This window comes from Bacillus sp. UNC69MF (assembly GCF_000746035.1).
Taxonomy (GTDB): domain Bacteria; phylum Bacillota; class Bacilli; order Bacillales; family Bacillaceae; genus Bacillus; species Bacillus velezensis.
Genome location: NZ_KN050798.1, coordinates 1 through 25692 on the forward strand (window position 1 = coordinate 1; position 25692 = coordinate 25692).

Sequence of the window (25692 nt, forward strand, 5' to 3'; positions counted from 1 at the left end):
GAGGAGCTGTCCTTAGTACGAGAGGACCGGGATGGACGCACCGCTGGTGTACCAGTTGTTCTGCCAAGGGCATCGCTGGGTAGCTATGTGCGGACGGGATAAGTGCTGAAAGCATCTAAGCATGAAGCCCCCCTCAAGATGAGATTTCCCATTCCGCAAGGAAGTAAGATCCCTGAAAGATGATCAGGTTGATAGGTCTGAGGTGGAAGTGTGGCGACACATGGAGCTGACAGATACTAATCGATCGAGGACTTAACCAATTTGAATGTATGCTTACTGTTATCTAGTTTTGAGAGAATTTTTAAAAAAACTCTTGCTTTTTCTGAAATACATAGTATAATAATACATGTCACTAATACGTCTGGTGATGATGGCGAAGAGGTCACACCCGTTCCCATGCCGAACACGGAAGTTAAGCTCTTCAGCGCCGATGGTAGTCGGGGGTTTCCCCCTGTGAGAGTAGGACATCGCCAGGCAGACTTCATTCCGCAGTAGCTCAGTGGTAGAGCTATCGGCTGTTAACCGATCGGTCGTAGGTTCGAATCCTACCTGCGGAGCCATTTATGGAGAGCTGTCCGAGTGGCCGAAGGAGCACGATTGGAAATCGTGTAGGCGGTAACCCCGTCTCAAGGGTTCGAATCCCTTGCTCTCCGCCACTAATTATCAATACATAACAAACGAAAAAATACCAGGGCCCGTTGGTCAAGCGGTTAAGACACCGCCCTTTCACGGCGGTAACACGGGTTCGAATCCCGTACGGGTCACTTATATGATGGAGGATTAGCTCAGCTGGGAGAGCATCTGCCTTACAAGCAGAGGGTCGGCGGTTCGAGCCCGTCATCCTCCACCATTATCATCGCGGGGTGGAGCAGTTCGGTAGCTCGTCGGGCTCATAACCCGAAGGTCGCAGGTTCAAATCCTGCCCCCGCAACCAAAAAAATGGTCCGGTAGTTCAGTTGGTTAGAATGCCTGCCTGTCACGCAGGAGGTCGCGGGTTCGAGTCCCGTCCGGACCGCCATTTATAAAAAGGCTCGGTAGCTCAGTTGGTAGAGCAACGGACTGAAAATCCGTGTGTCGGCGGTTCGATTCCGTCCCGAGCCACCATTTGCCGGTCTAGCTCAATTGGTAGAGCAACTGACTTGTAATCAGTAGGTTGGGGGTTCAAGTCCTCTGGCCGGCACTCTAAATGATGGAGGGGTAGCGAAGTGGCTAAACGCGGCGGACTGTAAATCCGCTCCCTCAGGGTTCGGCAGTTCGAATCTGCCCCCCTCCACCATTTTAAATAGGGGCATAGTTTAACGGTAGAACAGAGGTCTCCAAAACCTCCGGTGTGGGTTCGATTCCTACTGCCCCTGCCACTATTTTATTTATTCATCTTCAGATTATGGCGGTTGTGGCGAAGTGGTTAACGCACCAGATTGTGGCTCTGGCACTCGTGGGTTCGATTCCCATCAATCGCCCCATTTTATCATTGGGCTATAGCCAAGCGGTAAGGCAACGGACTTTGACTCCGTCATGCGTTGGTTCGAATCCAGCTAGCCCAGTTGCATTTTTTAAAAAACAACAGCATAAGATGTATTAAGTTCTTTTACATGTTGCGGAAGTAGTTCAGTGGTAGAACATCACCTTGCCAAGGTGGGGGTCGCGGGTTCGAATCCCGTCTTCCGCTCCAACTATACCATCCGCGCCGGGGTGGTGGAATTGGCAGACACACAGGACTTAAAATCCTGCGGTAGGTGACTACCGTGCCGGTTCAAGTCCGGCCCTCGGCACCAATTTAACTTTGAACGAACTATGTTAAATTGGTCATCAGTTTTCACATTATAAAACATATATGAGAGTGATTTGCATATTGCAGATCACTTTTTTTATATAATAAAAACGTAATGACTATCAATATAAGTTTCTTGCTTGTATCGTATATACTGCATTACCATTTAAAAAACTTTGCTAAAACCGTTGACGTTTTATGAAATACATGTTATATTTATATACGTCGGTTGAACACGACGCATTACATGCCGGTGTGGCGGAATTGGCAGACGCGCACGACTCAAAATCGTGTTCCTTCTGGAGTGCCGGTTCGACCCCGGCCACCGGTATACAAAGGCTTCTACAATATGTAGAAGCCTTTTTTGTTGTGTGAAAATATCCTCCAAGGCTTGTGAAAACATGATACGCGAGCAATTGTATAAATCCGCTTTTTTCAAAGATACTAACAAGAAGTTCTTTGAAAGAGGTGTTTTTTATGGAAGGGACTTGGGCTTGTCTTATCCCATTTAGTCTGGTCATTCCCATTTCAATCATTACAAAGCAAGTGCAGTCCGGCCTGTTTGTCGGTTTGCTGGTCGGAAGCTATCTTTTGCATCCCAGCTTGCTTGGCGGGATTGAGCATATGGTTCAATATGTAATCAGCAACATTGTCGTCACCAATAATATTAGAATCATTGTGTTTCTATATTCATTTGCCGGCCTTGTAGGGATTATAAAGCTGACCGGCGGGATAAAAGGATTCGTCCATTTGATCAGTAAAAAAGTTAAAACCAAAAAAGGTGCGATGCTGCTTGCATGGCTGTCGACATTTGGCACGTTCAGTGAACCGGACTTTCGCATCGTCACAATTGCACCGATCATGAAAGCTTTAAGCAAGCGTCTGGACCTGTCGAAACAGAAAATTGCGTATGCCATTGAGTTTACGGCAAACCCTGTCATTGCCTTGATTCCGATAGCAACGGCATTTGTCGGCTACATGGTTTCCATTATCGGACAGGCCCTTAAAACGTCAGGAATAGATCAGCCGGCTTATACGGTGTATGTGAAAAGTATTCCCTTCAATTTTTTCTCCATTGTGATTATAGTAGTCGGAATTTATTACTGCTTTTTTAAGAAACAAAAAGCGGACGAAAGCTTAGAAAAAACAGAAAAGAGCGGACAAACTTCTGCTCGCAAACATAACAAAAATACGGAACCGATTCCGCGGAACAGCGGTGTGTTGCTTTCAAAAGGCTCAGGTTCATTCAACATGGAAACAGGGACGATCTCAGATATTCACGGTGAACATACGGGAATGTTCAAAAGTGATGAGCATGCTGACCAGCAGGAGGAGCTGGATTCGGCGCACCGTGCTTATATTAAGGAAACACCGATTCGGCCGTGGAATTTAATCATTCCGATCGGGCTGTTTTTGCTATTAACACTCTTTCTCAGTTGGTGGGACGGCCATTCAAAAGCACAAGGGTTTTTGAATGCTTTTATCAAAAGCGATATGCTTGGCGTCATGTTAACCGCATTATTGGCAGCGGTTATTGCAGCATTTGCTCTTTTTATGTTTCAGCGTTTTCATGCAGGCGAGCTTGTTACCCATTTTATTAAGGGCGGAAACGAATTGGTCAACGTTATTATTATGTTATCGCTGATTTGGGCCGTAACAGCAGTATCTGAAGATCTGGGATTCTCGGAATATGTTACTTCTCATTTAACGTCATGGATCCCTCATATGTTTATTGCGCCGTCTCTTTTTATACTGGGGGCTGTTATATCCTATTTTATCGGGTCATCTTGGGGGACTTGGGGGCTTTTAATGCCGCTCGGCGTAACGCTGGCGGTTCAGTCACATACCAGTTTATTATTAGCGATCGGGGCCGTGTTTGCGAGCGGAACATTTGGAGCGTTTGCTTCTCCTCTCAGTGATAATACGGTGACAACCTGTACGGTGTTGGGGATCGATGTTGTGAAGTATGCCCGTTCGAAGCTTGTTCCGGCGCTTATCGCCGCGGGGATCTCCGTTGTGTTATACGGTGCGTTTTCATTTTTCAGATAACAAATACTTTTTAAAGGCGGTATCCGAAATGGGGATAAAGCCTTTTTATGAGCTGTTATACTAGAGGAAAAAAGAGGTGATGACATTGAAGCAGATTATTGCAATGGGCGGCGGGGGCTTTTCCATGGAGCCGGATTATCTTATGCTGGATCAGTATATTTTAGAGCAGTCGGCGCGGTCAAAGCCGAAAATTTGTTTTTTGCCGACGGCAAGCGGAGATTCGGAGAATTATATCGGCAGGTTTTATCAGGCCTTTCAAAAGCTGCGGGGTGAGCCGGATCACTTGTCGCTGTTTAAACCGCCGGGTTCTGATCTCAGATCCTTTCTCATGAAGAAAGATATTATATATGTCGGCGGCGGAAATACGCGCAATATGCTTGTCTTATGGAAAGAGTGGGGGCTTGACCTTATTCTTCGTGAGGCTTGGGAAAACGGCATCATGTTGGCGGGTCTCAGCGCCGGGGCGATTTGCTGGTATGAAGAAGGATTGACGGATTCGGCTGGAGATTTGAGAGAGTTAAGAGCTTTAGGATTTTTGCCGGGAAGCTTTTGTCCGCACTATGACGGAGAAGCGGAGCGCCGGCCGGTGTATCACCGTCTGATTTCAGAAAAGAAACTCAGGGAGGGCTATGCCGCTGATGACGGCGCTGCGCTTCATTATAAAGACGGTCAGCTGTTCCGGGCTGTCTCTTCCAGGGAAACCGCAAAGGGTTATCGGGTTTTTAATACCGAAAAAGGCGTTCGGGAAACAGAGCTTATGACCGTACCGTTATCTGAATTTTGATAATATGCTTTTTTTTGTACACAACTTATGTTACGATGAGAGCGAAATCAATAGTTACTGGGGGTGCCCGTCTGAGCGGGCTGAGAGAGAAGCGGCGGCTTCTTAACCCTTTGGACCTGATCTGGTTCGTACCAGCGTGGGGAAGTAAAGGTTTTATTATTGTTGATGAAAACAATAATAGTTTCTTTCTGACTGCAAAACCGGGTTCTTCTTTGAACCCGGTTTTTTTGTGCTGGTGCTGAGCTTGGTTCTGTTATTCAAATGATAAAGGAGAGATTTGTATGCAAAATCAATCAGTACAGCAAGCGAACATTTCCATTATGTCGAGTTTTTCCGGCAGTAAAAAGGTTTATGCAGAAGGTTCTTCGCCCGATATACGAGTGCCGATGCGGGAAATCAGCCTGAGTGCGACTACGGGGGCATTCGGGGAAGAGGAGAATGCGCCGGTCCGTGTTTATGATACGAGCGGGCCGTATACAGACCCGGATGTACAGATTGATATTCATGAAGGGCTGGGGGCGCTCCGCACAAAGTGGATTACCGGGCGCGGAGATGTAGAAGAATATAACGGCCGGACCGTGAGACCTGAAGACAACGGTTATAAAAAAGAAGATCATGCTGCCGAATACCCCGGCCTACAGCGGAAACCGCTTCGGGCCAAGCCGGGGAAAAATGTAACACAATTGCATTATGCGAGAAAAGGCATCATTACGCCGGAAATGGAGTTTATCGCAATTCGCGAGCATGTGTCTCCCGAATTTGTCAGGGAAGAGGTGGCGAGCGGCCGGGCGATTATTCCTTCTAACGTCAACCACCCGGAAAGCGAGCCGATGATTATCGGCCGGAATTTTCATGTGAAAATCAATGCAAATATCGGCAACTCGGCTGTTACATCTTCTATCGAAGAAGAAGTCGAAAAAATGACGTGGGCGATTCGATGGGGCGCCGATACGATGATGGACTTATCCACGGGAAAAGACATTCATACGACGCGTGAATGGATTATCCGCAACTGCCCCGTGCCTGTGGGGACGGTGCCGATTTATCAGGCGCTTGAAAAAGTAAATGGCATTGCCGAGGATTTAACGTGGGACATTTATCGTGACACATTGATTGAGCAGGCGGAGCAGGGCGTGGATTATTTCACCATCCATGCCGGCGTACTGCTTCGTTACGTCCCGTTAACGGCTAAACGCACGACGGGAATCGTATCCCGCGGCGGGGCGATTATGGCGCAATGGTGCCTGGCTCATCATCAGGAAAGCTTTCTGTACACGCATTTTGAAGAAATTTGTGAAATTATGAAGACCTATGATATCGCTTTTTCTCTTGGTGACGGGCTTCGCCCCGGTTCGATTGCGGATGCCAATGATGAAGCGCAGTTTGCGGAATTGGAGACTCTCGGAGAATTGACGGAGATTGCGTGGAAGCACGATGTGCAAGTGATGATCGAAGGACCGGGTCATGTGCCGATGCATAAAATTAAGGAAAACATGGACAAGCAGCTGGAAATTTGTAAAGAGGCGCCTTTTTACACGCTCGGGCCATTAACGACGGATATCGCTCCGGGTTATGACCACATTACTTCAGCAATCGGCGCGGCGATGATCGGCTGGTACGGGACGGCGATGCTTTGCTATGTCACGCCGAAGGAGCATTTGGGGCTGCCGAATCGTGATGATGTAAGAGAAGGTGTCATCACGTACAAAATCGCGGCACATGCCGCAGACCTTGCTAAAGGGCATCCGGGTGCACAGATCCGTGACGATGCTCTGTCTAAGGCGCGGTTTGAATTCCGGTGGCGTGATCAATTTCATTTGTCGCTTGATCCTGAAAGAGCAATGGAATATCATGATGAAACGCTGCCGGCTGAAGGCGCAAAAACGGCTCACTTCTGTTCGATGTGCGGTCCGAAGTTCTGCAGTATGAGAATTTCTCAGGATATTCGTGATTATGCGAAGGAAAACGGACTTACTGAAGACGAGGCCGTCAACGAAGGGCTGAAAGAAAAAGCAAAAGAGTTTGCAGAGAAGGGAAGCCGCTTATATCAATAAAAGAAAAGATGAAGATGGAGTTTGCCCATCTTCATCTTTTTTAGAAAAACGGTGAACGGCGAAGCGGCGGAATGCTCTGCTCAAAGCGGAATATATTTTCCGGATCGTATTTCGTTTTGACTTGACGGAGGCGGTGAACATTTTCTCCGTAATACGTTTGCAGCCAGTTTCTGATTTCTCTATCAGGCCAATTCACGTAATCTCCCATCGTTTCTCTTGATAGGGACGTTCTCAGTCCTTCAATCCAGCGGACATTTTGTCTTTCTTCTTCAGCAGATGTCCAAGTTGTTATATATTCTTGGGCAATGATTGCGTTGCGATAGTAGAATGCCGTTTGGTCCGGAGCGATCCGTCCGGCCGCCCCGCCGAGAGATTGCTGCCACACACTGGCGTTTTCGTTCGGAGCGTGCTCTAAATAGCGCTTTAAAGTGGAAATCGCGCGTGTTGATAATGGTTTTTCAATAAAGGATCCTGACCGCTTCATCTTTTGCGGCTGATTTCCTCCCGGGCTGTTAAAAAAGGCTGCCGCTTTAATAAATGGCACTGTCTTGACCATGCCGCTTGCCGGTTTTCCCGCTTTCATTAACGGAGCCAGCAGTTCTTTCAGCTCATCCTTTGTCCCGGTAAATTGACCGAGGGCTTCTATGCGGTTGACTTCCTTAGGCCAAAACTGAATTGATGAGGTAAGCCGGTTGTCTGTAAATGGAGCCCAGCGCTGCCATGTGTTAAATACTTCCTCAAAATCATCCCAGCCCCAAGTGACAGAAAAAACAGACACGCACGAGATCGGCACGGCTTTAAACATCATGGATGTGACAATGCCGAAGTTGCCTCCCCCTCCTCCCTGAGACGCCCAAAATAGATCAGAGTGCTTTGAACGGTTGACTGTGATCAAGTCAGCACCCGCTTTTTCGTCCGCTATGATCATCTCGAGCTGGAGGAGACGATCGCAAGTAAGTCCGGCAGTTCTTGTTAAATATCCGATTCCTCCCCCGAGCGTCAGCCCCGTGATTCCCACATTCGCAATGGTTCCCGCAGGAAGGGTCAAGCCGTACCGCCAGAGTGTCCGGTAGACTTCCCCCAATTCGGCTCCCGCTTCAATCGAGACCAGCCGCTTATCCTCATTTACTCTTATTTTCTTCATTTCACTGAGATCAATGACTAGTCCGTCATTTAACAGGGAAAAATTTTCGTAGCTGTGTCTTCCGCCTCTGATACGGAAAGGCACATTGTTCTCACGCGCCCATCTCACCGCATTGAGGGCGTCATGTTTGTTTTGACAAAACACAATGATGTCTGGATATCTTTGCAGGCTTAAATTGATATTGGTTCTCGCAGCATTATAGTCCGGGTCATCTTTTTTGACGATGCGACCGGTCAATGTTGTCTTTTCCACATTCTCACTCACTTTCACTTGTACTCTGCTATGTTTTCTAGCATATGCGGAAAAATGAGAGAGTGTATGAGGAAAACCCCCGGAAGGAAACGATATTTTAAATTGTAGTTGACAGGTAGGGATTGTATGAATTAACATAATCATTACATATTTCCAAACGATGGCTGATCGGATCACCGAAGGCTCTTATCTTTTAAACAGATAAGGGCCTTTTTTGCGTGAAAGTCATGAATGAAATGAAAAGCGGAGGGATGAAAAGTGGCGTTAAAAAAGGTATCACATGTGCTCAAAAAGAGCAAAAAACGAAAAAAGTATAGAAAACACACATTGAATTTCGAACTGCTTGTAGAGAAAAACAAACGGGAGATTATGAGAAATGAGGAACAGATGGAGCAGATTTATATAAAGATAGATGAAAAGCATGCGGGGGTTCGATAAAGATGAAGGAGAGAAAATGGAGGATAAAAACAACGGTACTCGCGCTGTCGGTATCCATCATGTTATCAGGGTGCGCGTTCGGGAGTGCCGGAGAAGAACCGTCATCTGCGGCGGATAAAAAGGAAGAAACACGTATTGCCCATGTCAAGACAAAGGAATTTAAAGCTTCTCATCCGGCGGCGATTCCCGCTAAATCGAAAGCCAGAACTGACACTTTTGTTGCTGGGATTTCCGCGCCGGGCGGTGTGTTTCTGCCGTACTTTTACGAAAACGGCTGGGACGGAAATGCGACAGATCCTATTTTTGAACCGTTAGTCAAATTGGATAAAACGGGGAAGCCTGCCCGCCCCGGCTCTTGCGGAAAGCTGGAAAATTTCCAAAGATCAGCTTACATACACGTTCCGTTTAAGAAAAAATCTCGTTTTCAGCGACGGTTCACCGCTGACCGCAAAGGATGCCGCATTCACTTTAACACTGCTGCATGATCCTGCATATGCGGGCTATGAAGATATCACCACGGCTTATATTAAAGGCGGTAAGGCTTACAAAGAAGGAAAGGCAAAGACGATAGAGGGCATTCGCGTCCTTGATGACAGAACCATTCAAATCACGACTGAGAAAGTCAGTGCGAAGTCGCTGCTTCTTTTAGGCGGGCAGGTGCTGTCAGAAGCCTACTACGGAAAGAATTATCAATTCGGCAAACTGGACTATTTAAAAGAGCTTTATGCCAAACCGCTCGGAGCGGGACCTTATCAATTTACAGAATACCTTCCGGGACAGGAAATACGCTATCAGGCTAATGAACACTATTATGCAGGAAAACCGAAAACGGAAAAGCTGATTTATAAAATTATCGATCCGTCAACTTCCCTTCAGCTGTTTGAAACGGGTGACCTTGATTACGCTTCTTTCTCACCTGATGATGATACGGTTCAGCATTTAAAAAGTCTCGGTTTTGCCAATATAAGCGTATCTGTCGTGAATGATTACGGGCTTGTGTACGTCAATCACAAGCGTCCGCCTTTTCGAGATAAGAAAGTGTCCCAAGCGCTTATTTACGGGCTTGACCGTCAAAAAATCGTCGATGTCCGCTTTAAACGCTACGGAGAAGTCGCGAATGTGCCGGTGTCTCCGGTTTCGTGGGCTTATGATGACAAAGATGTCAATCGGTACGCGTTTAACCCTGAAAAAGCCAAAAAGCTTCTCGATGAAGCAGGCTGGAAAACGGGCAAAGACGGTGTACGTGAAAAAAACGGCAAAAAGCTTGAAATCAGCTATTACACGTCTAAAGCGGATGATGATTTCATCCCGATCGCGAAAGAAAATTACGCGGACATCGGAATCTCATTAAAACCGGAAGTGATGGATTTTAATACAGAAGTAGCGAAAATAAATGACAAACAATATGACCTTGCCGCCGTTTCCACCTCGCAGATTCTTGATCCGAATGACACGGTGGAAAAGCTGGCTTCCGGCCATCCCAATAATGTAACGGGATATTCCAATCCGAAAGCGGACCGGCTGATAGAGAAAGGAGCCGGCACGCTTGATATCAGCAAAAGAAAAGAGATTTATCACCAGCTGTACCGGGAGCTCGGGGAAAACCCGCCTTACATTCTGATTCATTACCGTCAGAGCGCAAGGGCGGTCAGCGGAAAAATAAAAGGGCTTGAGCCTGACAATTATTCTGGAATCAGTTCAAGTCTCTCAAATGTCTCAATTCAATAGAACGGTTGGGCAAAATACCCGGTGCATCCTGGGGATTTTGCCCTTTCAGCGGAAAGGAGGGGCTTTTTGTGAAACGGTATGCCGCAGAACGATTCATTCAAATGCTTGTGATCTTATTTGGTACGTCCTTTATTATTTTTTTCTTATTCGCCATGCTGCCGGGCGACTATATTGATTCCAATGTAAACCTGACTCCTGAAAGAGCGCAGGAGTTAAAAGCGCTTTACGGGCTGGATCAGCCGATTTGGCAGCGCTATGTGACATGGCTCGGAAATGTGCTCAGCGGAGATTTTGGGTTTTCTTTGAAATATCAGGAGAACGTCCTGTCACTGCTTCGGAAATATGTCTGGAATTCGTTTTTTGTCGCGTTTTTGGCGTTGCTTGTCACATGGTCAGCCGCGATGATAACGGGTGTCATATCCGCTGTCAGGAAATACTCATGGTTTGACGGGATCGTGACGTTTCTTGTTTTTGCTTCCATGGCGTTCCCGTCTTTTTTTATCAGCCTTCTGTTTATTAAGTGGTTTGGGGTGGATTTGAAAATATTGCCCGTCGGCGGGATGATTGATACCGGAAGCACGAGTACAGGTTTTTCGTACGTGCTTGAAGCCGCCAGACATATGATTCTTCCGGTCGTGATTTTATCTATGCTCGGCATCGGCTCGCTGACAAGGTATTTCCGCTCCGGCATGCTGGACGTGATCAGACAGGATTATATCAGAACGGCGAGAGCGAAGGGATTGAAAGAGCGCACCGTCATCTGGAAACATGCGTTGAAAAACGCGCTCATTCCGGCCATCACCCTGCTTGCTTTTGAACTGCCGGGACTGTTTTCCGGAGCCATCATTATTGAACAGATTTTCGGGTGGGCGGGTGTCGGACGTATTCAGCTGGAATCTGTGCATTATCGTGATTATCCGGTTTTGATGGCGTTTACCTTGTTTTTGTCTTGTTTAACGATTGTGGGGAACTTCTTGGCGGATATCGCTTATGCCGCGGTTGATCCGCGGGTCAGGCTGAAATAGGGGGTGATCGGAATGAAAAAACAAAAAGGCGTGCCGCCTTCTCTTTGGAAGCAGACGTACCGCCGCCTGCTGCAGCATAAGCTGACGGTCATCAGTCTTCTTTTCTTATGTTTTATGTTTTTATTGTGCTTTATCGGGCCGTCTTTTTCTCCGTACATAACAGATCGGACGGATATTTCAAATGCCAATCAGCAGCCGGGAATCCATCATTGGCTGGGAACTGACCAGTACGGGAGAGATGTGCTGACGAGGCTGATGCTGGCGGGTCAGATTTCTCTGACCGTGGGGCTTGCTTCAATGGTGCTGTCGCTTGTCATCGGTTCTTTATTCGGGGCTGCGGCCGGATTTTATCGGGGAGCCGCTGATATGATCATTATGCGCATCGCTGATATGCTCATGTCCATCCCGGGCCTGCCGCTGCTTTTGATTTTGGCTGCGGTGATGTCGGAGTGGAAAGTGCCTTCTGAATACAGAATGTACCTGATTATGGTGATGTTAAGCTTGATCGGATGGCCCGGTCTGGCGCGGCTTGTACGCGGACAGATTTTGTCGCTGAAGGAGCAGCCGTTTATGATGGCCGCGGAAGTTTTGGGGCTTAGTGATAAACGGAAAATCCTCTATCATTTGCTTCCCAATACATTGCCGTTATTACTGGTAGCGGCGACTTTGCATGTGGCGGGAGCGATGCTGAGTGAATCGGCGCTGAGTTTTCTCGGGCTTGGCGTTGCTCCGCCGACACCTTCTTGGGGAAACATGATGGAAGCGGCGAATCATTTTATGGATTTTACACTCCGCCCGTGGCTGTGGATTCCGCCGGGAACGGCCATTTTTCTGACCGTTGTGGCGATTCATCTGCTTGGAGACGGTTTAAGAGACGCTTTTGATCCTAAGGTAAAACGGCAGGTGAAAATGAAATGAAAAAACCGCTTTTAGAAGTAAGGCATTTGGAAACGGCTTTTTATACAGAGGAGGGGGCGGTAAGGGCCGTGGACGATGTCAGCTTTACGATACATGAGGAGGAAACGGTTTGTATTGTAGGGGAGTCCGGCTGCGGGAAAAGCATGGCGTCATTGTCCATTATGCAGCTTCTTCCCGAGTCGGGGAGAATCGAACGGGGAGCGGTGCATTTTTCCGGACGTAACCTGTTGGAATTGAAACCAAAAGACATGCAGAAAATCCGCGGCAGCGAAATCGGGATGATATTTCAGGAACCGATGACATCTTTGAATCCGGTGTTTACAATCGGTGAGCAGCTGGCCGAACCGATTCGCGAACATTTATTGCTGAGTAAGAAAGAAGCATGGCGGAAGGCCGTTGAACTGATCACGTTAGTGGAGATCCCGCATGCCGAGCAGGTTATGCACCAATATCCTCATGAGCTGAGCGGCGGCATGCTGCAGCGCATCATGACGGCTGTCGCGCTTAGCTGCGAACCGAAACTGATCATTGCCGACGAGCCGACGACAGCGCTTGACGTAACCATTCAGGCGCAGATATTGGATTTATTGCGGGATATGAAAAAGCAATTCCGCACGTCTATTTTATTCATTACTCATGACCTTGGCGTGGTTGCTGAAATGGCTGATTATGTGATTGTCATGTATGCGGGAAAAATTGTGGAGGAAGGACCGGTTGCAAAGCTGTTTTCTGATCCGAAGCATCCGTATACGAAAGGGCTGCTCGCGGCCAAGCCGGTTATCGGTCAAAGAAGGGAGATGCTGTACACCATTCCGGGGCAGGTCCCCGAGCTTGCGGACCTGTCGGGATCGTCTTGTTATTTTGCGGAGCGATGTGAACACAGCACGGAAATATGCCGGAGATCGAGCCCGCATTTTACTGAATTCGGGAAGGGGCATCAGGCGGCGTGCTGGCTTTACAGAGAGGAGAAAGCAGATGAGTGATGTGTTGCTGGAGGTCAAGGGGCTGAAAAAATATTACGAGGAGCATGGGGGGATGAGAAAGACCCGCAAAAATCCCGTAAAAGCGGTTGACGGTGTCAGTTTTACGATAGAAAAGGGAGAAGTGTTCGGCTTAGCGGGAGAATCGGGCAGCGGAAAGTCATCAATCGGCAAGACCATTTTGAGGCTTCATGAAAAAACAGCGGGAGAGGTGTTTTTTCAGGGGTGTGATGTGTTTCGGATGAGCCGGCGCGAGCTCAAAACTTTCAGATCAGAAGCGCAGCTCATCTTTCAAGATCCATTCAGTTCTTTAAATCCCCGGCGCCGGATCGGAGAAGCCATTGGTGAAGCGATGATCGAGCATCAATTGGCGGTGAAGCGGAACGCGCGTGATAAAGCGGCGGAAGTTCTTGAAGCCTGCGGACTTTCCGCAAACTTTATCGACCGTTATCCGCATGAATTTTCCGGAGGGCAGCGGCAGCGGATCGTGATTGCAAGAGCGATGGCGCTCAAGCCGCAATTTATCATTATGGATGAACCCGTGGCGGCGTTAGATGTCTCCATCCAGGCGCAGATGATCAATTTGTTCAGCAGCCTTCAAAAACAGCACGGGCTGTCATATTTGTTCATTTCTCATGATTTAAGCGTGGTGGAGCACTTATGTACGAAGGTCGCCATTATGTATTTAGGGACGATTGTGGAATACGCGTCAAAGGAGGAGCTCTTTTCACGGCCGCTTCACCCTTATACGAAAGCGCTGTTATCAGCCGTGCCTGTTCCTGATCCCGGAGCGAAAAGGGAGCGGATAATTTTAAAGGGTGATATACCGAGCCCCTCTGATCCGCCTTCAGGCTGTAAATTCCGAACGAGATGCCCGGCAGCCAAGAAGATATGTGCTGAGAAAAGTCCGGCGCTGTCAGAAAAAGGGCTTCATCATTTTGCGGCATGCCACTTCGTATAATTGAGAAAAAAACGGTTTTATTGATAATAAACAGGAAAAACCTGCCGGGCAGACCGGCAGGTTTTTTGATGTTATTTTGGTGATGGCAGTCCGAGTCCTTCGGCAACGCGTCTGCCGTATTCAGGATCAGCTTTGTAGAAGTGGCCGATCTGGCGCAGCTTAATTTCTTCTTTTTCCACAGGTTTCATCGCACTGACGATATTGGCGACAAGGCGCGCGCGCTCTTCTTCGCTCATCAGGCGGTACAGGTCGCCGGCTTGTGTGTAATGATCATGATGATTATAGCTTACACTGTCAGCGAAACCTGATACAGGATATGCCGCCTGTTTATCTTCAGGTGACTCTTTCGGGCCGCCGAAGCTGTTAGGCTCGTAATAGACGGAGCGGCCGCCGTTATCATCAAAACGCATTTGTCCGTCACGCTGATAGTTTTTCACTTCATTGCGGGAACGGTTGATCGGCAGCGCCTGATGGTTCGCGCCGACACGGTAGCGATGCGCGTCATGGTATGCGAACAACCGGCCTTGAAGCATTTTGTCAGGTGAGATGTCGACGCCGGGGACTAATGTGCCGGGAGAGAACGTCGCCTGTTCTACTTCCGCAAAGTAATTTTCCGGATTGTGGTTCAGAACCATGCGGCCGACTTCAATGAGCGGATAGTCTTTTTGAGACCATACTTTTGTGACGTCAAACGGATCAAAGCGATATGTGTTTGCGTCTTCTAACGGCATGATTTGAACATATAATTTCCATGCGGGGAAATCGCCGTTTTCAATCGCATTGAACAAATCTTCCGTATGGTAATCGGGATTTTCGCCCGCGATTTTTGCGGCTGTATTAACATCAAGGTTTTTCACGCCTTGCTCTGTTTTAAAGTGATATTTGATCCAGACGCCTTCGCCTTTATCATTTGTCCATTTAAATGTATGGCTTCCGAATCCGTGCATATGGCGAAGAGTCGCCGGAATGCCCCGGTCTGACATCAGAATGGTGACCTGGTGCAGGGATTCCGGTGACAGAGACCAGAAATCCCAAACGGCCGTCGGGTTTTTCAGATGTGTTCTCGGATCTCTTTTTTGTGTATGGATAAAGTCAGGGAACTTGATGGCATCGCGGATGAAGAACACGGGTGTATTGTTTCCGACGATGTCGTAGTTTCCTTCTTCTGTATAAAACTTAACGGCAAATCCGCGCGGGTCGCGCACTGTGTCACTAGAGCCCAGTTCGCCCGCAACGGTTGAGAAACGGATGAAGAGCGGCGTGCGTTTACCGACTTCTGACAGAAATGCGGCTTTCGTATATTTTGTAACGTCATTTGTGACTTCAAAATAACCGTGTGCGCCCGCGCCTTTTGCGTGAACGACACGCTCGGGAACGCGTTCTCTGTTAAAGTGCGCCAATTTCTCAAGCAGATGGACGTCTTGTATTAAAGCAGGACCGCGATCGCCGGCCGTCATTGAGTTTTGGTTATCTCCGACAGGAGCGCCCCAGCTGGTTGTCAATTTATTTGAACTCATGTGATCACCTCTTTAGATTTATAAAAACATAATATCACCTATCATTAAAAAGTCAATATTATTTTATAATGATTATAAAATAATTATTTTTATTATCGAAAAAAGGGTTTGGGTTTGAAAGCATACTTGACTGACGGGAATAATGGGTTTAAGATGAGAAAAAATAGAAACCGCTGACTTGGACACAAGAGGCTCTTATTCTTCACTGGATAAGGGCCTTTTTTTATTGTCAGGCGGTAAGGGAGGCGGCGATTGTATGCTTTTCCGGCAGCATTTTAAACCTGTCGATATTCACGGTCATCTGCCGTACAGCCTTTATTTCGGCAAAAACGATAAGACATTTTCCGATTATAACCGGGAGCGGTCAGAAAGAATGAATCTGACTTGGGATTTTCCTGATCCGCATGATGTTGAGGGCAATGACGGCGAAATCGCTTTGATGACAAGATGGGAGAATGAATTAGATAAGTATGGCATTGACGTTCTGAATTTTTTAACAGCAGAGAGCAATGACCGGATGGCGGCGTTTATTCAAGCCAATCCCGCGAGATTTACCGGATTTGCATATCATCCTTTGGAGCGGGAGGATGCGTATGAAGAGCTGAAAAGAGCGGTAGAAGGGCTCGGTCTGAAAGGATATAAACTGTTCGGGCCGCTGACAGACATCGATTTTCATGATCCGTCGCTGAAAAAGCTGTGGACGTATTTAGCTGACAAAAGGCTGCCTGTATTAATTCACTTCGGGCTTTTAGGAAGAGCGGGGGGCATTGTCAGCCATCGCAACATCAACCCGCTCTCCATCTATCGCGTCGCGAGAGAGTATGCTGATATCCCGTTCATCATCCCGCATTTCGGCGCCGGATATTATCAGGAACTGCTGCAGCTGTGCTGGAGCTGCCCGAATGTGTATATTGACACGTCCGGCTCAAATCAGTGGATGAGGTGGATGCCGTACCCGCTTGATTTGGAAATTCTGTTTCGGAAGACATCTGAATTAATCGGTGCTGAACGGATCATCTTCGGGACGGATTCGAACGGATTTCCGAGAGGATATGTATACAGATATCTTCAGGAGCAGGTGAGGACCTGCCGGGAAATCAATATGCGGGAAGAAGATATAGAGAACATTTTCGGCAACAACGCGCGGACATTATTGAAAATCGCCCGCCAAGAAAAGGAAGTAAATACGTGATACAGCCGATGCGCTCTCTGGCAGGGTTATGCCGGAGGGCGTATTTTAATCCTTATAAAAAACAGTTGACAAGTCGGAATAATTTGAATTAACATGATATTCAAATTTAAAAACAAACGGGTTGCCGATCGGACCGCCGAAGGCTCCCATCTCTGCAAGCAATCGGAGATGGGGGCCTTTTTGTTTTTCGATCGCACGCGGCAGAAAGAGAGGGGAAGACAGATGGCTGTAACCATCAGCATACAAGAAAAAGCTTTTGAGCATGAAGGCCGGAAAACGCCGGTGCTGAATGATATTGAGCTGTCAATTGCATCGGGAGAATTTTTGACTGTCATCGGGCCGAGCGGATGCGGCAAAAGCACGCTTTTAAAATTGATTGCCGGTCTTGATACCGATTATAAAGGCTCTGTCACAATAAACGGCCGCAATGTATCGGGACCGGGCATCCGGCAGGGATTTATCTTTCAGGAGCACCGGCTGTTTCCCTGGCTGACGGTAAAACAAAACATCGCTGCCGATCTCAATATGAACGACCCGGCCATTCGGAAAAAAGTGGATGATCTGATTGAGGTTGTCAGGCTGCAGGGAGCGGAGAACGCTTATCCGCGCGAATTATCCGGCGGCATGTCGCAGCGGGTTGCCATCGCCAGAGCCCTTTTGCGCGAGCCGGAGGTGCTGCTTTTAGATGAACCGTTCGGGGCGCTTGACGCTTTTACGAGAAAACATTTGCAGGATGTGCTGCTTGATATATGGCGCGAGAAAAAAACGACGATGATTCTGGTCACGCATGATATTGATGAATCCGTCTATTTAGGCGATAAGCTGGCGATCCTCAGGGCAAAGCCCGGCCGGCTGCACAGCCTGATGCCGATTCAGCTTCCGCATCCGCGCAATCGGACGTCAGCGGATTTTCAGGCCGTCCGGCAGAAGGTGCTTTCTGAGTTTGAGAAAACGGAAGACCTCCGGTTTGCGGATGGATCCGGGATATAGAAGGGACGAAGCGAAGTGAAAAAAATCATCATTCTTTTAGCCGCAGCAGTCATGATATCAGCCGGATGCAGTGCAAACGGGACAGGAGGGAGCGGGAAAACGGTGAAAGAAATCCGGATCGGCATCCAGCAGAGTTTAAGCCCGCTTCTCATTGCCAAGGAAAAAGGCTGGTTTGAAGAGGCCTTCAAAAAAGACGGAATAAAAGTAAAATGGGTCGAATTCCAAAGCGGTCCTCCGCAGTTTGAAGGTCTTGCCGCCGATAAGCTTGATTTTTCCCAGGTCGGCAATTCACCGGTCATTTCCGGTCAGGCGGCTGGAATTGATTTTAAAGAGATCGGTCTGTCTCAGGACGGGTTAAAGGCAAATGGCATTCTCGTAAACAAGGGCAGCGGGATTCAGAGCCTGAAAGAATTGAAAGGTGAAAAAATCGCTGTAGCCAAAGGCAGCAGCGGCTTTGATTTTCTCTATAAAGCTTTAGATAAAGCGGGGCTTTCCGCCGATGACGTCACCATCATCCAGCTTCAGCCTGATGAGGCGGTTTCCGCTTTTGAAAACAAATCAGTTGACGCATGGTCCATTTGGGAGCCATATTTGTCAATTGAAACGCTGCAGCACGGGGCGGAAATATTGGCGAACGGAGAAAGCACAGATTTATATTCTCCCGGTTTCACGTTAGTCAGAACGGGATTTTCCAAAGAACACCCGGATGAGGTTGTCCGATTTCTGAAAGTGTTCAATAAAGCAGTTGCATGGCAAAAGGAACACAAAGATGAAGCTGTCTCTTTATATGCGAAAATCAAACATCTTGATCCGAAAGTCGTCAGAAACGTGCTTAACAATACTGAGCCTCTCAATGAACCGATCAATGATGATATTGTCAAAGCCCAGCAGGAAACCGCTGATTTTCAATATCAAACAAAAGCGATTCATAAGAAAATTCATGTAAAAGACGTTGTCGACAATTCATTTATTAAAAAAGCGCTTGAAACGGGGGATGGCAAGTAATGAAAGCAGAAGCATCAACGGCTGCCGGCGCAATAAGCCAATCAGAAAAGAAAGCTCTGGCAAGATCCCGGAAGTATTCATACCAATGGATGAAAGGGGTTGTACTCCCGGCTGCGGTCATCGCAGTATGGCAGGTTATCGCAAGTCTGGGCATCGTCTCGACAACGGTGCTCCCGTCACCTGTCGTCATCTTGCAGACGTTTCAGGAACTTCTTCTTTCAGGTGAACTTTGGGGTCATTTAGAGATCAGCTTATACCGGGCGGCTGCCGGATTTCTGCTTGGCGCGGGCCTCGGCCTTGTTTTCGGGCTGCTGGTCGGTTTCTCAAAGCGGACGGAAGCATATCTTGATCCGTCTCTGCAAATGCTCAGAACGGTTCCGCACTTGGCCGTGACTCCTCTGTTCATTTTGTGGTTCGGATTTGATGAGACATCAAAAATTCTGCTGATCGCATTGGGGGCTTTTTTTCCCGTGTACATTAATACGTTTCTTGGAATCCGCAGTGTGGACGCGAAGCTGTTTGACGTCGCGCGGGTGCTGGAATTTAACTGGTATCAGCAGATGACGAAATTAATTCTTCCGGCATCTCTGCCGAATATCCTGCTAGGCATCAGGCTCTCTCTAGGCATTGCGTGGCTCGGTCTTGTGGTGGCGGAACTGATGGGATCGAGCGAGGGCGTCGGTTATATGATTATGGATGCCAGACAATTTTCACAGACAAATAAGGTGTTTGTCGGCATTATCATTTTTGCGGCTGTCGGCAAGCTGACAGATGCATTGGTCAGAATGCTCGAACGGAAACTATTAAAATGGCGGAACAGTTATGAAGGGTAACCTATTAAAAAAGGAGAGATTCATATGGAGATTCTTTGGTTTATTCCGACGCATGGTGACGGCCGGTATTTAGGGACGCAAACGGGAGGGAGAACGGCGGATCATCTTTATTTTAAGCAAGTGGCACAGGCGGCGGACAGACTCGGGTATACGGGGGTTCTGCTGCCGACGGGGAGATCATGTGAAGACCCGTGGCTGACGGCTGCCGCTTTAGCGGGGGAAACGAGTGACTTGAAATTTTTAGTGGCGGTCCGTCCGGGACTGATGCAGCCGTCTGTCGCCGCGAGAATGGCGTCGACAATGGATCGGCTGTCAGACGGCCGTTTGCTCGTAAATGTCGTAGCGGGCGGAGATCCTTATGAACTGGCGGGAGACGGCATGTTTATCAGCCACGATGAACGTTATAAGGCGACTGAAGAATTTTTAACCGTCTGGCGCGGACTCATGCGGGGCGAAACGGTGACATATGAAGGGGACCATATTAAAGTGGAAAACAGCAATCTGCTGTTTCCGCCAAAACAGTCTCCGCATCCGCCATTATATTTCGGCGGTTCATCACAGGCGGGAATTGAGGCTGCGGCGAAACATACAGATGTCTATTTAACATGGGGAGAGCCGCCGGAGCAGGTAAAAGAAAAGATTGAAACCGTTAAAAAACAGGCTGCCAAGGAAGGAAGGACGATGCGTTTTGGCATCAGACTTCACGTGATTGTCCGGGAGACTGAGGAAGAGGCATGGGAAGCGGCTGAACGATTAATCAGCCACTTAGACGAAGAGACGATTGCGAAAGCGCAGGCTGCGCTCCGGCGCGCTGATTCTTCGGGACAAAAACGGATGGCCGATCTCCATAACGGTGACCGCTCGAAGCTTGAGATCAGCCCGAATCTCTGGGCCGGCATCGGACTGGTCAGAGGCGGAGCGGGCACGGCGCTTGTCGGTGATCCGCAGACTGTCGCTGCTCGAATTTTAGAGTATCAGGCACTCGGCATTGAGTCGTTTATCTTTTCAGGCTACCCGCATCTGGAAGAAGCTTATTATCTGGCTGAACTCGTGTTTCCGCTTCTGCCGTTTCAGAATGAACGGACTAAAAAGCTTGAGCGCAGACTGGGTGAAGCAATGGGAAACGACCATTTTGCAAGAGGAAATAAAGCGACAGTCTGATGACGTCGCAAGGCGGATAATTGACGGCGGGCGCTTTCTGCGGATTCATTTCCGGGGAAATGCCAGCAGTGAAGGCGGGTATTCACCCGCCTTTTTATGCGCTTAGCTTGCACGATGCTCATATGGATGATATGATACAAAACGTAATTATTACGATTTGTTAGGAGTGCTGAAATGGCAAAAAAATCAAAAGTGATCAAAGAGCTCAAGCGGCAGAAGCTTGTTGAACAATATGCGGACATCCGAAGAGAATTAAAGGCAAAAGGAGACTGGGAAGCGCTGAGCAAACTGCCGCGTGATACTGCTCCGGCCAGGCTTCATAACCGCTGTACGTTGACGGGGCGGCCCCGCGGATATATGAGAAAATTTAAACTGTCCAGAATCGCATTCAGGGAGCTGGCGCATAAAGGCCGGATTCCCGGGGTGAAAAAAGCGAGCTGGTAACGTAAAAAACTCCGGATCTGTCATGAACCGGAGTTTTTGCCGTGCTTATGAAAAGTGAAAACATAAGCCAAATGCTGAATCATCATCAGAATGAAAATCAAAAGAATCGGAAAAAAGGGAAGATGCGGCTGAATCAGCGGATAAAACAAAAGCAGAACGGCTGCGGCCGGCAATGAGAAGTAAACGGCGATATACGAGGAACGGCAAGCTTTAGCCGTCATCATCCGTTCTCTTTCATCCTGTTCCTCAAATTCATCGGGTACAAGCCTGTGCTTTTTGCCGTTCCGTTTTTTCTTTTCAGTATAGATATATAATGCAGTACAAACGGTAAACAGCAGAAACGGCGTGATATTCAGCTCAAATGAACCGCTCCCCTCCGTTTGGAAAAACTGAGCGATCCGCGGCGCCGCTTCCATAAAGGAAATAAGCGTCCAGCAGGCCAATCCGTAGAGTGCAAGGTGAAAACACGCTTTTCTTTTCAAACTCATTTTTTCTCCTCCTCCAGCCAGAAAACTTCCTCCATCGGCAGGGAGAAAGCCCGGCAGATGTTAAGCGCCAATAAAAGTGAAGGCACATAATCTCCTTTTTCAATCGCTGCAATCGTCTGTCTGGTGGCTCCGGCTTCTTTTCCGAGCGTTTCCTGAGAATAGCCGAATCTGGCTCTCAGCTCTTTTACTTTATTTTTCATCATCAGGCGTACCTCAAGTTTTTTCTTTTTTATATTGTATGAGACTCTTAACAAAATGTAAACCCAACTTAACATGTGGACAAAAAAAGAATTTTTTTCGACAAATTTTTTAACATTCCCTTGACGAAAAAAAAATAAACATGTAATATTAGAAACATCAAATCGGTACTGACAAAAAATAATTTTAATGCGGGTGTAGTTTAGTGGTAAAACCTCAGCCTTCCAAGCTGATGTCGTGAGTTCGATTCTCATCACCCGCTCCATACATACGTTATTAACGCAGTGTTTCGTTTCTCTGATAAACGAAGTATTGCGTTTTTTTATGTGAAAAAAGACACGAAGGCGTGTCTTTTTATGAAAGCCAAGAGACGGTATGCGTGCCTCCGTGAATTTGTTCAAACATTTTTGTTAAGGATGATAGCAGCTCATCCGCCGCGTCGGCATGAAATGAAGGCGGGAAAAAGATCAGCTGCAGCATTTTCTTTGTGCCGGGCGTGACAGGGCGTGTATTGATATGTCCGGTGAAGTCGCCGAAAACGCCGTCCGGGCCGGAGAAAGACAGTACGCTTTCTTTTTCTCCGATCGTAATTGAAATTGGTTGATCTATTTCTGCGGCATCATACGCCATGATAGGCAATGAATATTTCAAGGAGAAAAAAAGTATGGTATCATGGGCTGAATTCACACTTTCAATGAATCGTTCCCGGGAAATATCGCCGAGCATAAGCTCCATCGGCGTTTTTTGTCCTGAAAAGGCGGGACTGAGCTGTTCCATTATACGCGCCCACTCTTTTACAAAAGGCTGCTCTTCTATACCCCCGTCAGCATAATCAAAGTAAAGAGATTCTTGAAATAAACGGAGGCGGCCTTTCAGCATTTGCGGAGCAGGCCCGACTTCGATCTGTTCATATAAGACGGCTGCCGCTTTGATCCCCGGCACCCGTTCAGCAATAAGTGGATCTAAACTGATGTTCAAGTGTGTTCACTCCATTTCGGGATGATAAAACTCTATTATACCTGTGCGGGAGCCTGATCACAAAGAAAGGAGGCTGTGCAAAAAATGAATATTCATAAACTGAAAGAGGAATTAATCGAATACGCCAAAAGCATCGGAGTCGACAAAATCGGGTTTACGACGGCTGATACGTTCGACAGTCTGCGGGACCGGCTGATTCTTCAGGAATCACTCGGCTATTTATCCGGTTTTGAAGAGCCGGATATTGAAAAACGGGTTACTCCGTCTTTGCTTCTCCCGAAAGCCAAATCAATCGTCGCCATCGCCCTTGCGTATCCTTCCAAAATGAAAGATGCGCCGAGGAGCACGAGGGACGGGCGGCGCGGCATTTTTTGCAGAGCTTCCTGGGGGAAGGATTATCATGACGTGCTGAGGGAAAAGCTTGATCTGCTGGAGAATTTTCTCCAAAGCAAACATGAGGATATCCGCACAAAGTCAATGGTGGATACAGGGGAATTGTCCGACAGGGCCGTGGCTGAACGGGCGGGAATCGGCTTCAGCGCCAAAAACTGCATGATCATTACGCCTGAATACGGCTCTTACGTCTATCTGGCTGAAATGATCACCAATCTGCCCTTTGAACCGGATGTGCCGATTGAAGATATGTGCGGTACGTGCACAAAATGTTTAGACGCGTGTCCGACCGGCGCGCTCGTCAATCCCGGACAGCTTAACGCCCAGCGCTGTATTTCGTTCCTGACCCAGACAAAGGGATTTTTGCCGGATGAGTTCCGCACGAAAATCGGAAACCGTCTGTATGGCTGTGACACGTGCCAGACGGTCTGTCCGATTAATAAGGGGAAAGATTTTCATCTTCATCCGCAGATGGAGCCTGATCCGGAAATCGCAAAGCCGCTGTTAAAGCCGCTTTTGACCATAAGCAACCGCGAATTCAAAGAAAAATTCGGACATGTATCGGGATCATGGCGCGGCAAAAAGCCGATACAGCGGAATGCGATTTTAGCTTTGGCTCATTTTAAAGATGCCTCGTCTCTTCCGGAATTAACGGCCTTGATGCACCAAGATCCACGCCCCGTTATCAGGGGGACGGCCGCCTGGGCCATCGGGAAAATCGGTGATCCTGATTATGCGGGGGAATTAGAAAAAGCGCTTCAAAAGGAGCAGGATGAGGAAGCTATACGGGAAATTGAAAAGGGACTGGAGCTGTTATCGGTTTCTGATAAGACTAAAACCGGCCGGTCCTGACATATGTATAGAGAAAAAGCACTTGGCGTGAGTTCAAGTGTTTTTCTTTATAAAACAGTATGGTGGGTGGAGCGCTTGAAGCATATTATTGAAGATTTAGCGGAGGCCCGGCTTCATTATTTAATCAACGGAACCGAGATGAGGCACAATGGGCAGCCCGGCGATCTTGAGGTCCTGACGAGAAAAAAAGAGCTGTTTGAAAAACGGAAAGTTGACATCGTGAAAGCGAAGGCAAAAGCCGTCATTGTCAAAAGCAGCCTTGAGGACGACGGCACGTTATGCGTCATGTACACGATTCATTTCGAATATTTGTGCAAGGAGCATAACGGACACCTTTACTTAGAAGAGCAGATTGAGGAACGGACTGCATTTCTCTATGATCGGCTTTTGATTAAAGACCGGGAAGTAAAGAAAAAACCGGCGGGATTTTCTGACGGAAACAGTGTAATTGAATATGAGCGGAGTGAACGGGAAGATTTCGGGCGGGCGTTTCAATATGACCGTCTGGCTGCCGTGCAGTATGCGGAGAAGTTTTGGAATAAACGAAATCCCGCTTATAAAAATTTCAGCGACAACTGCACCAATTTTATTTCCCAATGTTTACATGCCGGAAAAGCACCGATGCGGGGGCATCCGAACAGAGGCTCAGGCTGGTGGATGAAGGCAAGCTCGTGGAGCTACAGCTGGACGGTCGCGCATTCGATGAAGATGTATCTGGCCCAATCCAAGGCAGGGCTTCGCTCGGTGCAAGTATCAAGAGCTGAAGAACTGATGCCCGGAGATATTATTTGCTATGATTTTGAAGGGGACGGCCGTTTTAATCATACGGCGATCGTGGTCGCGAAAGATAAAAGCAATATGCCGCTTGTCAATGCCCAAACGTATGACAGCAGAATGAGATATTGGTCATATGAGGATTCAACGGCGTATACTCCTTCCATCAGATATGCGTTTTTTCATATTACGGATGATACGACAAAAGAGTAATTAATGATATAATGGTGGGCGGAATAAAAAACAGAGGTGAACATCGTGGCATTACATGTCGTTTTATATCAACCCGAAATCCCGGCCAATACGGGAAATATCGCACGTACTTGTGCGGCAACAGACACAACGCTTCATTTGATCCGCCCGCTCGGATTCTCGACCGATGATAAAATGCTGAAGCGCGCCGGACTCGATTATTGGGAGTTCGTCAACGTCGTATATCATGATTCATTGGAAGAGTTATTTGAGGCATATGAGAACGGAAAGTTTTTCTTCATTACAAAATTCGGCCAAAAGCCGCACACATCATTTGATTACTCAAATACGGAGGAAGACTTTTTCTTCGTATTCGGCAGAGAAACGAGCGGACTTCCGAAAGAATTGATCGAAAACAATATGGACCGCTGCCTGCGTCTGCCGATGACCGAGCATGTGAGATCATTAAACCTGTCCAACACGGCCGCGATTCTTGTATATGAAGCGCTGCGCCAGCAAAATTACAGAGATTTGACGTGAGAAAAAACGCCCGCATCCGGGCGTTTTTTTT

The 25692-nt window shown here is 47.8% G+C and carries 22 protein-coding genes, 16 tRNA genes, 2 rRNA genes, 1 pseudogene and 1 riboswitch; of the genes and pseudogenes, 36 read left to right on the forward strand and 5 right to left on the reverse strand.

Annotation, left to right across the window (positions count from 1 at the left end; genetic code table 11):
* The 20 genes from BR62_RS0112120 to thiC all read left to right on the forward strand — a co-directional run.
* Nucleotides 1–260, forward strand: a 23S ribosomal RNA gene (locus BR62_RS0112120); the annotation flags it as partial.
* A 100-nt stretch (nt 261–360) separates the two neighbouring features.
* Nucleotides 361–476, forward strand: a 5S ribosomal RNA gene (gene rrf / locus BR62_RS0112125).
* 9 nt (nt 477–485) lie between these two features.
* Nucleotides 486–560, forward strand: a tRNA-Asn gene (locus BR62_RS0112130).
* Between the two features lie 5 nt (nt 561–565).
* Nucleotides 566–656, forward strand: a tRNA-Ser gene (locus BR62_RS0112135).
* 36 nt (nt 657–692) lie between these two features.
* Nucleotides 693–764: transfer RNA gene (locus tag BR62_RS0112140), tRNA-Glu, on the forward strand.
* Nucleotides 765–774: 10 nt separating this feature from the next.
* A tRNA-Val gene (locus tag BR62_RS0112145) sits at nt 775–850 on the forward strand.
* Between the two features lie 7 nt (nt 851–857).
* Nucleotides 858–934, forward strand: a tRNA-Met gene (locus tag BR62_RS0112150).
* A 7-nt stretch (nt 935–941) separates the two neighbouring features.
* Nucleotides 942–1018, forward strand: a tRNA-Asp gene (locus BR62_RS0112155).
* Between the two features lie 10 nt (nt 1019–1028).
* Nucleotides 1029–1104, forward strand: a tRNA-Phe gene (locus tag BR62_RS0112160).
* Nucleotides 1105–1107: 3 nt separating this feature from the next.
* Nucleotides 1108–1180: transfer RNA gene (locus tag BR62_RS0112165), tRNA-Thr, on the forward strand.
* 11 nt (nt 1181–1191) lie between these two features.
* Nucleotides 1192–1276 (forward strand) — tRNA-Tyr (locus tag BR62_RS0112170).
* Between the two features lie 8 nt (nt 1277–1284).
* Nucleotides 1285–1358, forward strand: a tRNA-Trp gene (locus tag BR62_RS0112175).
* A 29-nt stretch (nt 1359–1387) separates the two neighbouring features.
* Nucleotides 1388–1463: transfer RNA gene (locus tag BR62_RS0112180), tRNA-His, on the forward strand.
* Nucleotides 1464–1472: 9 nt separating this feature from the next.
* Nucleotides 1473–1544 (forward strand) — tRNA-Gln (locus BR62_RS0112185).
* Nucleotides 1545–1597: 53 nt separating this feature from the next.
* Nucleotides 1598–1672 (forward strand) — tRNA-Gly (locus BR62_RS0112190).
* Nucleotides 1673–1686: 14 nt separating this feature from the next.
* Nucleotides 1687–1775: transfer RNA gene (locus BR62_RS0112195), tRNA-Leu, on the forward strand.
* Between the two features lie 245 nt (nt 1776–2020).
* A tRNA-Leu gene (locus BR62_RS0112200) sits at nt 2021–2102 on the forward strand.
* 146 nt (nt 2103–2248) lie between these two features.
* Nucleotides 2249–3820, forward strand: a complete 1572-nt coding sequence (locus BR62_RS0112205) for a Na+/H+ antiporter NhaC family protein (RefSeq protein ID WP_032871012.1) — start codon at nt 2249–2251, stop codon at nt 3818–3820.
* Nucleotides 3821–3905: 85 nt separating this feature from the next.
* Entirely contained in the window at nt 3906–4604 is a 699-nt protein-coding gene (locus BR62_RS0112210) for a Type 1 glutamine amidotransferase-like domain-containing protein (protein ID WP_032871618.1), read from the forward strand.
* A gap of 49 nt (nt 4605–4653) precedes the next feature.
* A riboswitch (TPP riboswitch) is annotated at nt 4654–4764 on the forward strand.
* A gap of 121 nt (nt 4765–4885) precedes the next feature.
* Nucleotides 4886–6658, forward strand: a complete 1773-nt coding sequence (thiC, locus tag BR62_RS0112215) for a phosphomethylpyrimidine synthase ThiC (RefSeq protein WP_032871015.1) — start codon at nt 4886–4888, stop codon at nt 6656–6658.
* A 40-nt stretch (nt 6659–6698) separates the two neighbouring features.
* Here thiC and BR62_RS0112220 read toward each other — a convergent pair whose 3' ends face one another.
* Nucleotides 6699–8054, reverse strand: coding sequence for an FAD-binding oxidoreductase (locus BR62_RS0112220; RefSeq protein ID WP_025284453.1), 1356 nt, complete (start codon nt 8052–8054; stop codon nt 6699–6701).
* 258 nt (nt 8055–8312) lie between these two features.
* Here BR62_RS0112220 and BR62_RS0112225 point away from each other — a divergent pair, with 258 nt between their 5' ends.
* The 6 genes and pseudogenes from BR62_RS0112225 to BR62_RS0112250 all read left to right on the forward strand — a co-directional run bounded on the left by BR62_RS0112225 (nt 8313) and on the right by BR62_RS0112250 (nt 14104).
* A complete protein-coding gene (locus BR62_RS0112225; RefSeq protein WP_032871018.1) occupies nt 8313–8492 on the forward strand; it encodes an FbpB family small basic protein in 180 nt (59 codons plus the stop codon).
* A 2-nt stretch (nt 8493–8494) separates the two neighbouring features.
* Nucleotides 8495–10220 (forward strand): annotated as a pseudogene (locus BR62_RS0112230) (ABC transporter substrate-binding protein).
* 68 nt (nt 10221–10288) lie between these two features.
* Nucleotides 10289–11245 carry an ABC transporter permease gene (locus tag BR62_RS0112235; protein WP_032871021.1) on the forward strand — a complete coding sequence of 319 codons (957 nt, stop codon included), beginning with the start codon at nt 10289–10291 and terminating at the stop codon, nt 11243–11245.
* Nucleotides 11246–11257: 12 nt separating this feature from the next.
* Nucleotides 11258–12163, forward strand: coding sequence for an oligopeptide ABC transporter permease (gene opp4C, locus BR62_RS0112240; RefSeq protein WP_032871024.1), 906 nt, complete (start codon nt 11258–11260; stop codon nt 12161–12163).
* Complete coding sequence (locus tag BR62_RS0112245; RefSeq protein ID WP_032871027.1) at nt 12160–13146, forward strand: ABC transporter ATP-binding protein; 987 nt, start codon at nt 12160–12162, stop codon at nt 13144–13146. Before opp4C ends, BR62_RS0112245 begins: the two co-directional genes overlap by 4 nt.
* Nucleotides 13139–14104 carry an ABC transporter ATP-binding protein gene (locus BR62_RS0112250; protein WP_032871029.1) on the forward strand — a complete coding sequence of 322 codons (966 nt, stop codon included), beginning with the start codon at nt 13139–13141 and terminating at the stop codon, nt 14102–14104. The genes BR62_RS0112245 and BR62_RS0112250 overlap by 8 nt, the downstream gene beginning before the upstream one ends.
* 71 nt (nt 14105–14175) lie before the next feature.
* Here BR62_RS0112250 and katA read toward each other — a convergent pair whose 3' ends face one another.
* Entirely contained in the window at nt 14176–15621 is a 1446-nt protein-coding gene (gene katA, locus BR62_RS0112255) for a catalase KatA (RefSeq protein ID WP_032871032.1), read from the reverse strand.
* A 256-nt stretch (nt 15622–15877) separates the two neighbouring features.
* Between katA and BR62_RS0112260 the strand changes: the two genes are divergently transcribed.
* The 6 genes from BR62_RS0112260 (at nt 15878) to rpsN (ending at nt 21246) form a co-directional block, all read left to right on the forward strand.
* Entirely contained in the window at nt 15878–16813 is a 936-nt protein-coding gene (locus BR62_RS0112260; protein ID WP_032871035.1) for an amidohydrolase family protein, read from the forward strand.
* Nucleotides 16814–17035: 222 nt separating this feature from the next.
* The gene (locus BR62_RS0112265; RefSeq protein ID WP_025284460.1) at nt 17036–17803 is read left to right on the forward strand and encodes an ABC transporter ATP-binding protein; all 768 of its coding nucleotides are present in this window, start codon (nt 17036–17038) and stop codon (nt 17801–17803) included.
* A 15-nt stretch (nt 17804–17818) separates the two neighbouring features.
* Complete coding sequence (locus BR62_RS0112270) at nt 17819–18808, forward strand: aliphatic sulfonate ABC transporter substrate-binding protein (RefSeq protein WP_032871038.1); 990 nt, start codon at nt 17819–17821, stop codon at nt 18806–18808.
* Nucleotides 18808–19641 carry an ABC transporter permease gene (locus BR62_RS0112275; protein WP_032871041.1) on the forward strand — a complete coding sequence of 278 codons (834 nt, stop codon included), beginning with the start codon at nt 18808–18810 and terminating at the stop codon, nt 19639–19641. Before BR62_RS0112270 ends, BR62_RS0112275 begins: the two co-directional genes overlap by 1 nt.
* 24 nt (nt 19642–19665) lie before the next feature.
* Nucleotides 19666–20802, forward strand: coding sequence for an FMNH2-dependent alkanesulfonate monooxygenase (gene ssuD, locus BR62_RS0112280; protein WP_021494886.1), 1137 nt, complete (start codon nt 19666–19668; stop codon nt 20800–20802).
* Between the two features lie 174 nt (nt 20803–20976).
* Nucleotides 20977–21246 carry a 30S ribosomal protein S14 gene (rpsN, locus tag BR62_RS0112285; RefSeq protein WP_032871044.1) on the forward strand — a complete coding sequence of 90 codons (270 nt, stop codon included), beginning with the start codon at nt 20977–20979 and terminating at the stop codon, nt 21244–21246.
* Nucleotides 21247–21266: 20 nt separating this feature from the next.
* Here the strand turns inward: rpsN and BR62_RS0112290 are convergent, their stop codons facing one another.
* Nucleotides 21267–21734 carry a hypothetical protein gene (locus tag BR62_RS0112290; protein WP_015417091.1) on the reverse strand — a complete coding sequence of 156 codons (468 nt, stop codon included), beginning with the start codon at nt 21732–21734 and terminating at the stop codon, nt 21267–21269.
* Nucleotides 21731–21934 (reverse strand): helix-turn-helix transcriptional regulator, encoded by a 204-nt coding sequence (locus tag BR62_RS0112295; RefSeq protein WP_003155407.1) that lies wholly within the window; start codon nt 21932–21934, stop codon nt 21731–21733. The genes BR62_RS0112290 and BR62_RS0112295 overlap by 4 nt, the downstream gene beginning before the upstream one ends.
* A gap of 189 nt (nt 21935–22123) precedes the next feature.
* Between BR62_RS0112295 and BR62_RS0112300 the strand changes: the two genes are divergently transcribed.
* Nucleotides 22124–22197: transfer RNA gene (locus tag BR62_RS0112300), tRNA-Gly, on the forward strand.
* Nucleotides 22198–22286: 89 nt separating this feature from the next.
* Here BR62_RS0112300 and BR62_RS0112305 read toward each other — a convergent pair.
* The gene (locus BR62_RS0112305) at nt 22287–22910 is read right to left on the reverse strand and encodes a hypothetical protein (RefSeq protein ID WP_032868261.1); all 624 of its coding nucleotides are present in this window, start codon (nt 22908–22910) and stop codon (nt 22287–22289) included.
* An 84-nt stretch (nt 22911–22994) separates the two neighbouring features.
* Between BR62_RS0112305 and queG the strand changes: the two genes are divergently transcribed.
* From queG to trmL, 3 genes are all read left to right on the forward strand, one after another.
* Entirely contained in the window at nt 22995–24155 is a 1161-nt protein-coding gene (gene queG, locus BR62_RS0112310; protein WP_032871047.1) for a tRNA epoxyqueuosine(34) reductase QueG, read from the forward strand.
* Between the two features lie 75 nt (nt 24156–24230).
* Complete coding sequence (locus tag BR62_RS0112315; RefSeq protein ID WP_032871050.1) at nt 24231–25142, forward strand: amidase domain-containing protein; 912 nt, start codon at nt 24231–24233, stop codon at nt 25140–25142.
* 36 nt (nt 25143–25178) lie between these two features.
* Nucleotides 25179–25661 carry a tRNA (uridine(34)/cytosine(34)/5-carboxymethylaminomethyluridine(34)-2'-O)-methyltransferase TrmL gene (gene trmL / locus BR62_RS0112320; RefSeq protein ID WP_007610253.1) on the forward strand — a complete coding sequence of 161 codons (483 nt, stop codon included), beginning with the start codon at nt 25179–25181 and terminating at the stop codon, nt 25659–25661.
* The last annotated feature ends 31 nt before the right edge of the window (nt 25662–25692 follow it).

Coding starts and splice junctions, on each gene's coding strand:
- BR62_RS0112205 (WP_032871012.1), top strand. CDS start 2,249: ATGGAAGGGACTTGGGCTTGTCTTATCCCATTTAGTCTGGTCATTCCC.
- BR62_RS0112275 (WP_032871041.1), top strand. CDS start 18,808: ATGAAAGCAGAAGCATCAACGGCTGCCGGCGCAATAAGCCAATCAGAA.
- opp4C (WP_032871024.1), top strand. CDS start 11,258: ATGAAAAAACAAAAAGGCGTGCCGCCTTCTCTTTGGAAGCAGACGTAC.
- ssuD (WP_021494886.1), top strand. CDS start 19,666: ATGGAGATTCTTTGGTTTATTCCGACGCATGGTGACGGCCGGTATTTA.
- queG (WP_032871047.1), top strand. CDS start 22,995: ATGAATATTCATAAACTGAAAGAGGAATTAATCGAATACGCCAAAAGC.
- BR62_RS0112250 (WP_032871029.1), top strand. CDS start 13,139: ATGAGTGATGTGTTGCTGGAGGTCAAGGGGCTGAAAAAATATTACGAG.
- BR62_RS0112265 (WP_025284460.1), top strand. CDS start 17,036: ATGGCTGTAACCATCAGCATACAAGAAAAAGCTTTTGAGCATGAAGGC.
- BR62_RS0112245 (WP_032871027.1), top strand. CDS start 12,160: ATGAAAAAACCGCTTTTAGAAGTAAGGCATTTGGAAACGGCTTTTTAT.
- BR62_RS0112295 (WP_003155407.1), bottom strand. CDS start 21,934: ATGAAAAATAAAGTAAAAGAGCTGAGAGCCAGATTCGGCTATTCTCAG.
- BR62_RS0112290 (WP_015417091.1), bottom strand. CDS start 21,734: ATGAGTTTGAAAAGAAAAGCGTGTTTTCACCTTGCACTCTACGGATTG.
- BR62_RS0112260 (WP_032871035.1), top strand. CDS start 15,878: ATGCTTTTCCGGCAGCATTTTAAACCTGTCGATATTCACGGTCATCTG.
- thiC (WP_032871015.1), top strand. CDS start 4,886: ATGCAAAATCAATCAGTACAGCAAGCGAACATTTCCATTATGTCGAGT.
- katA (WP_032871032.1), bottom strand. CDS start 15,621: ATGAGTTCAAATAAATTGACAACCAGCTGGGGCGCTCCTGTCGGAGAT.
- rpsN (WP_032871044.1), top strand. CDS start 20,977: ATGGCAAAAAAATCAAAAGTGATCAAAGAGCTCAAGCGGCAGAAGCTT.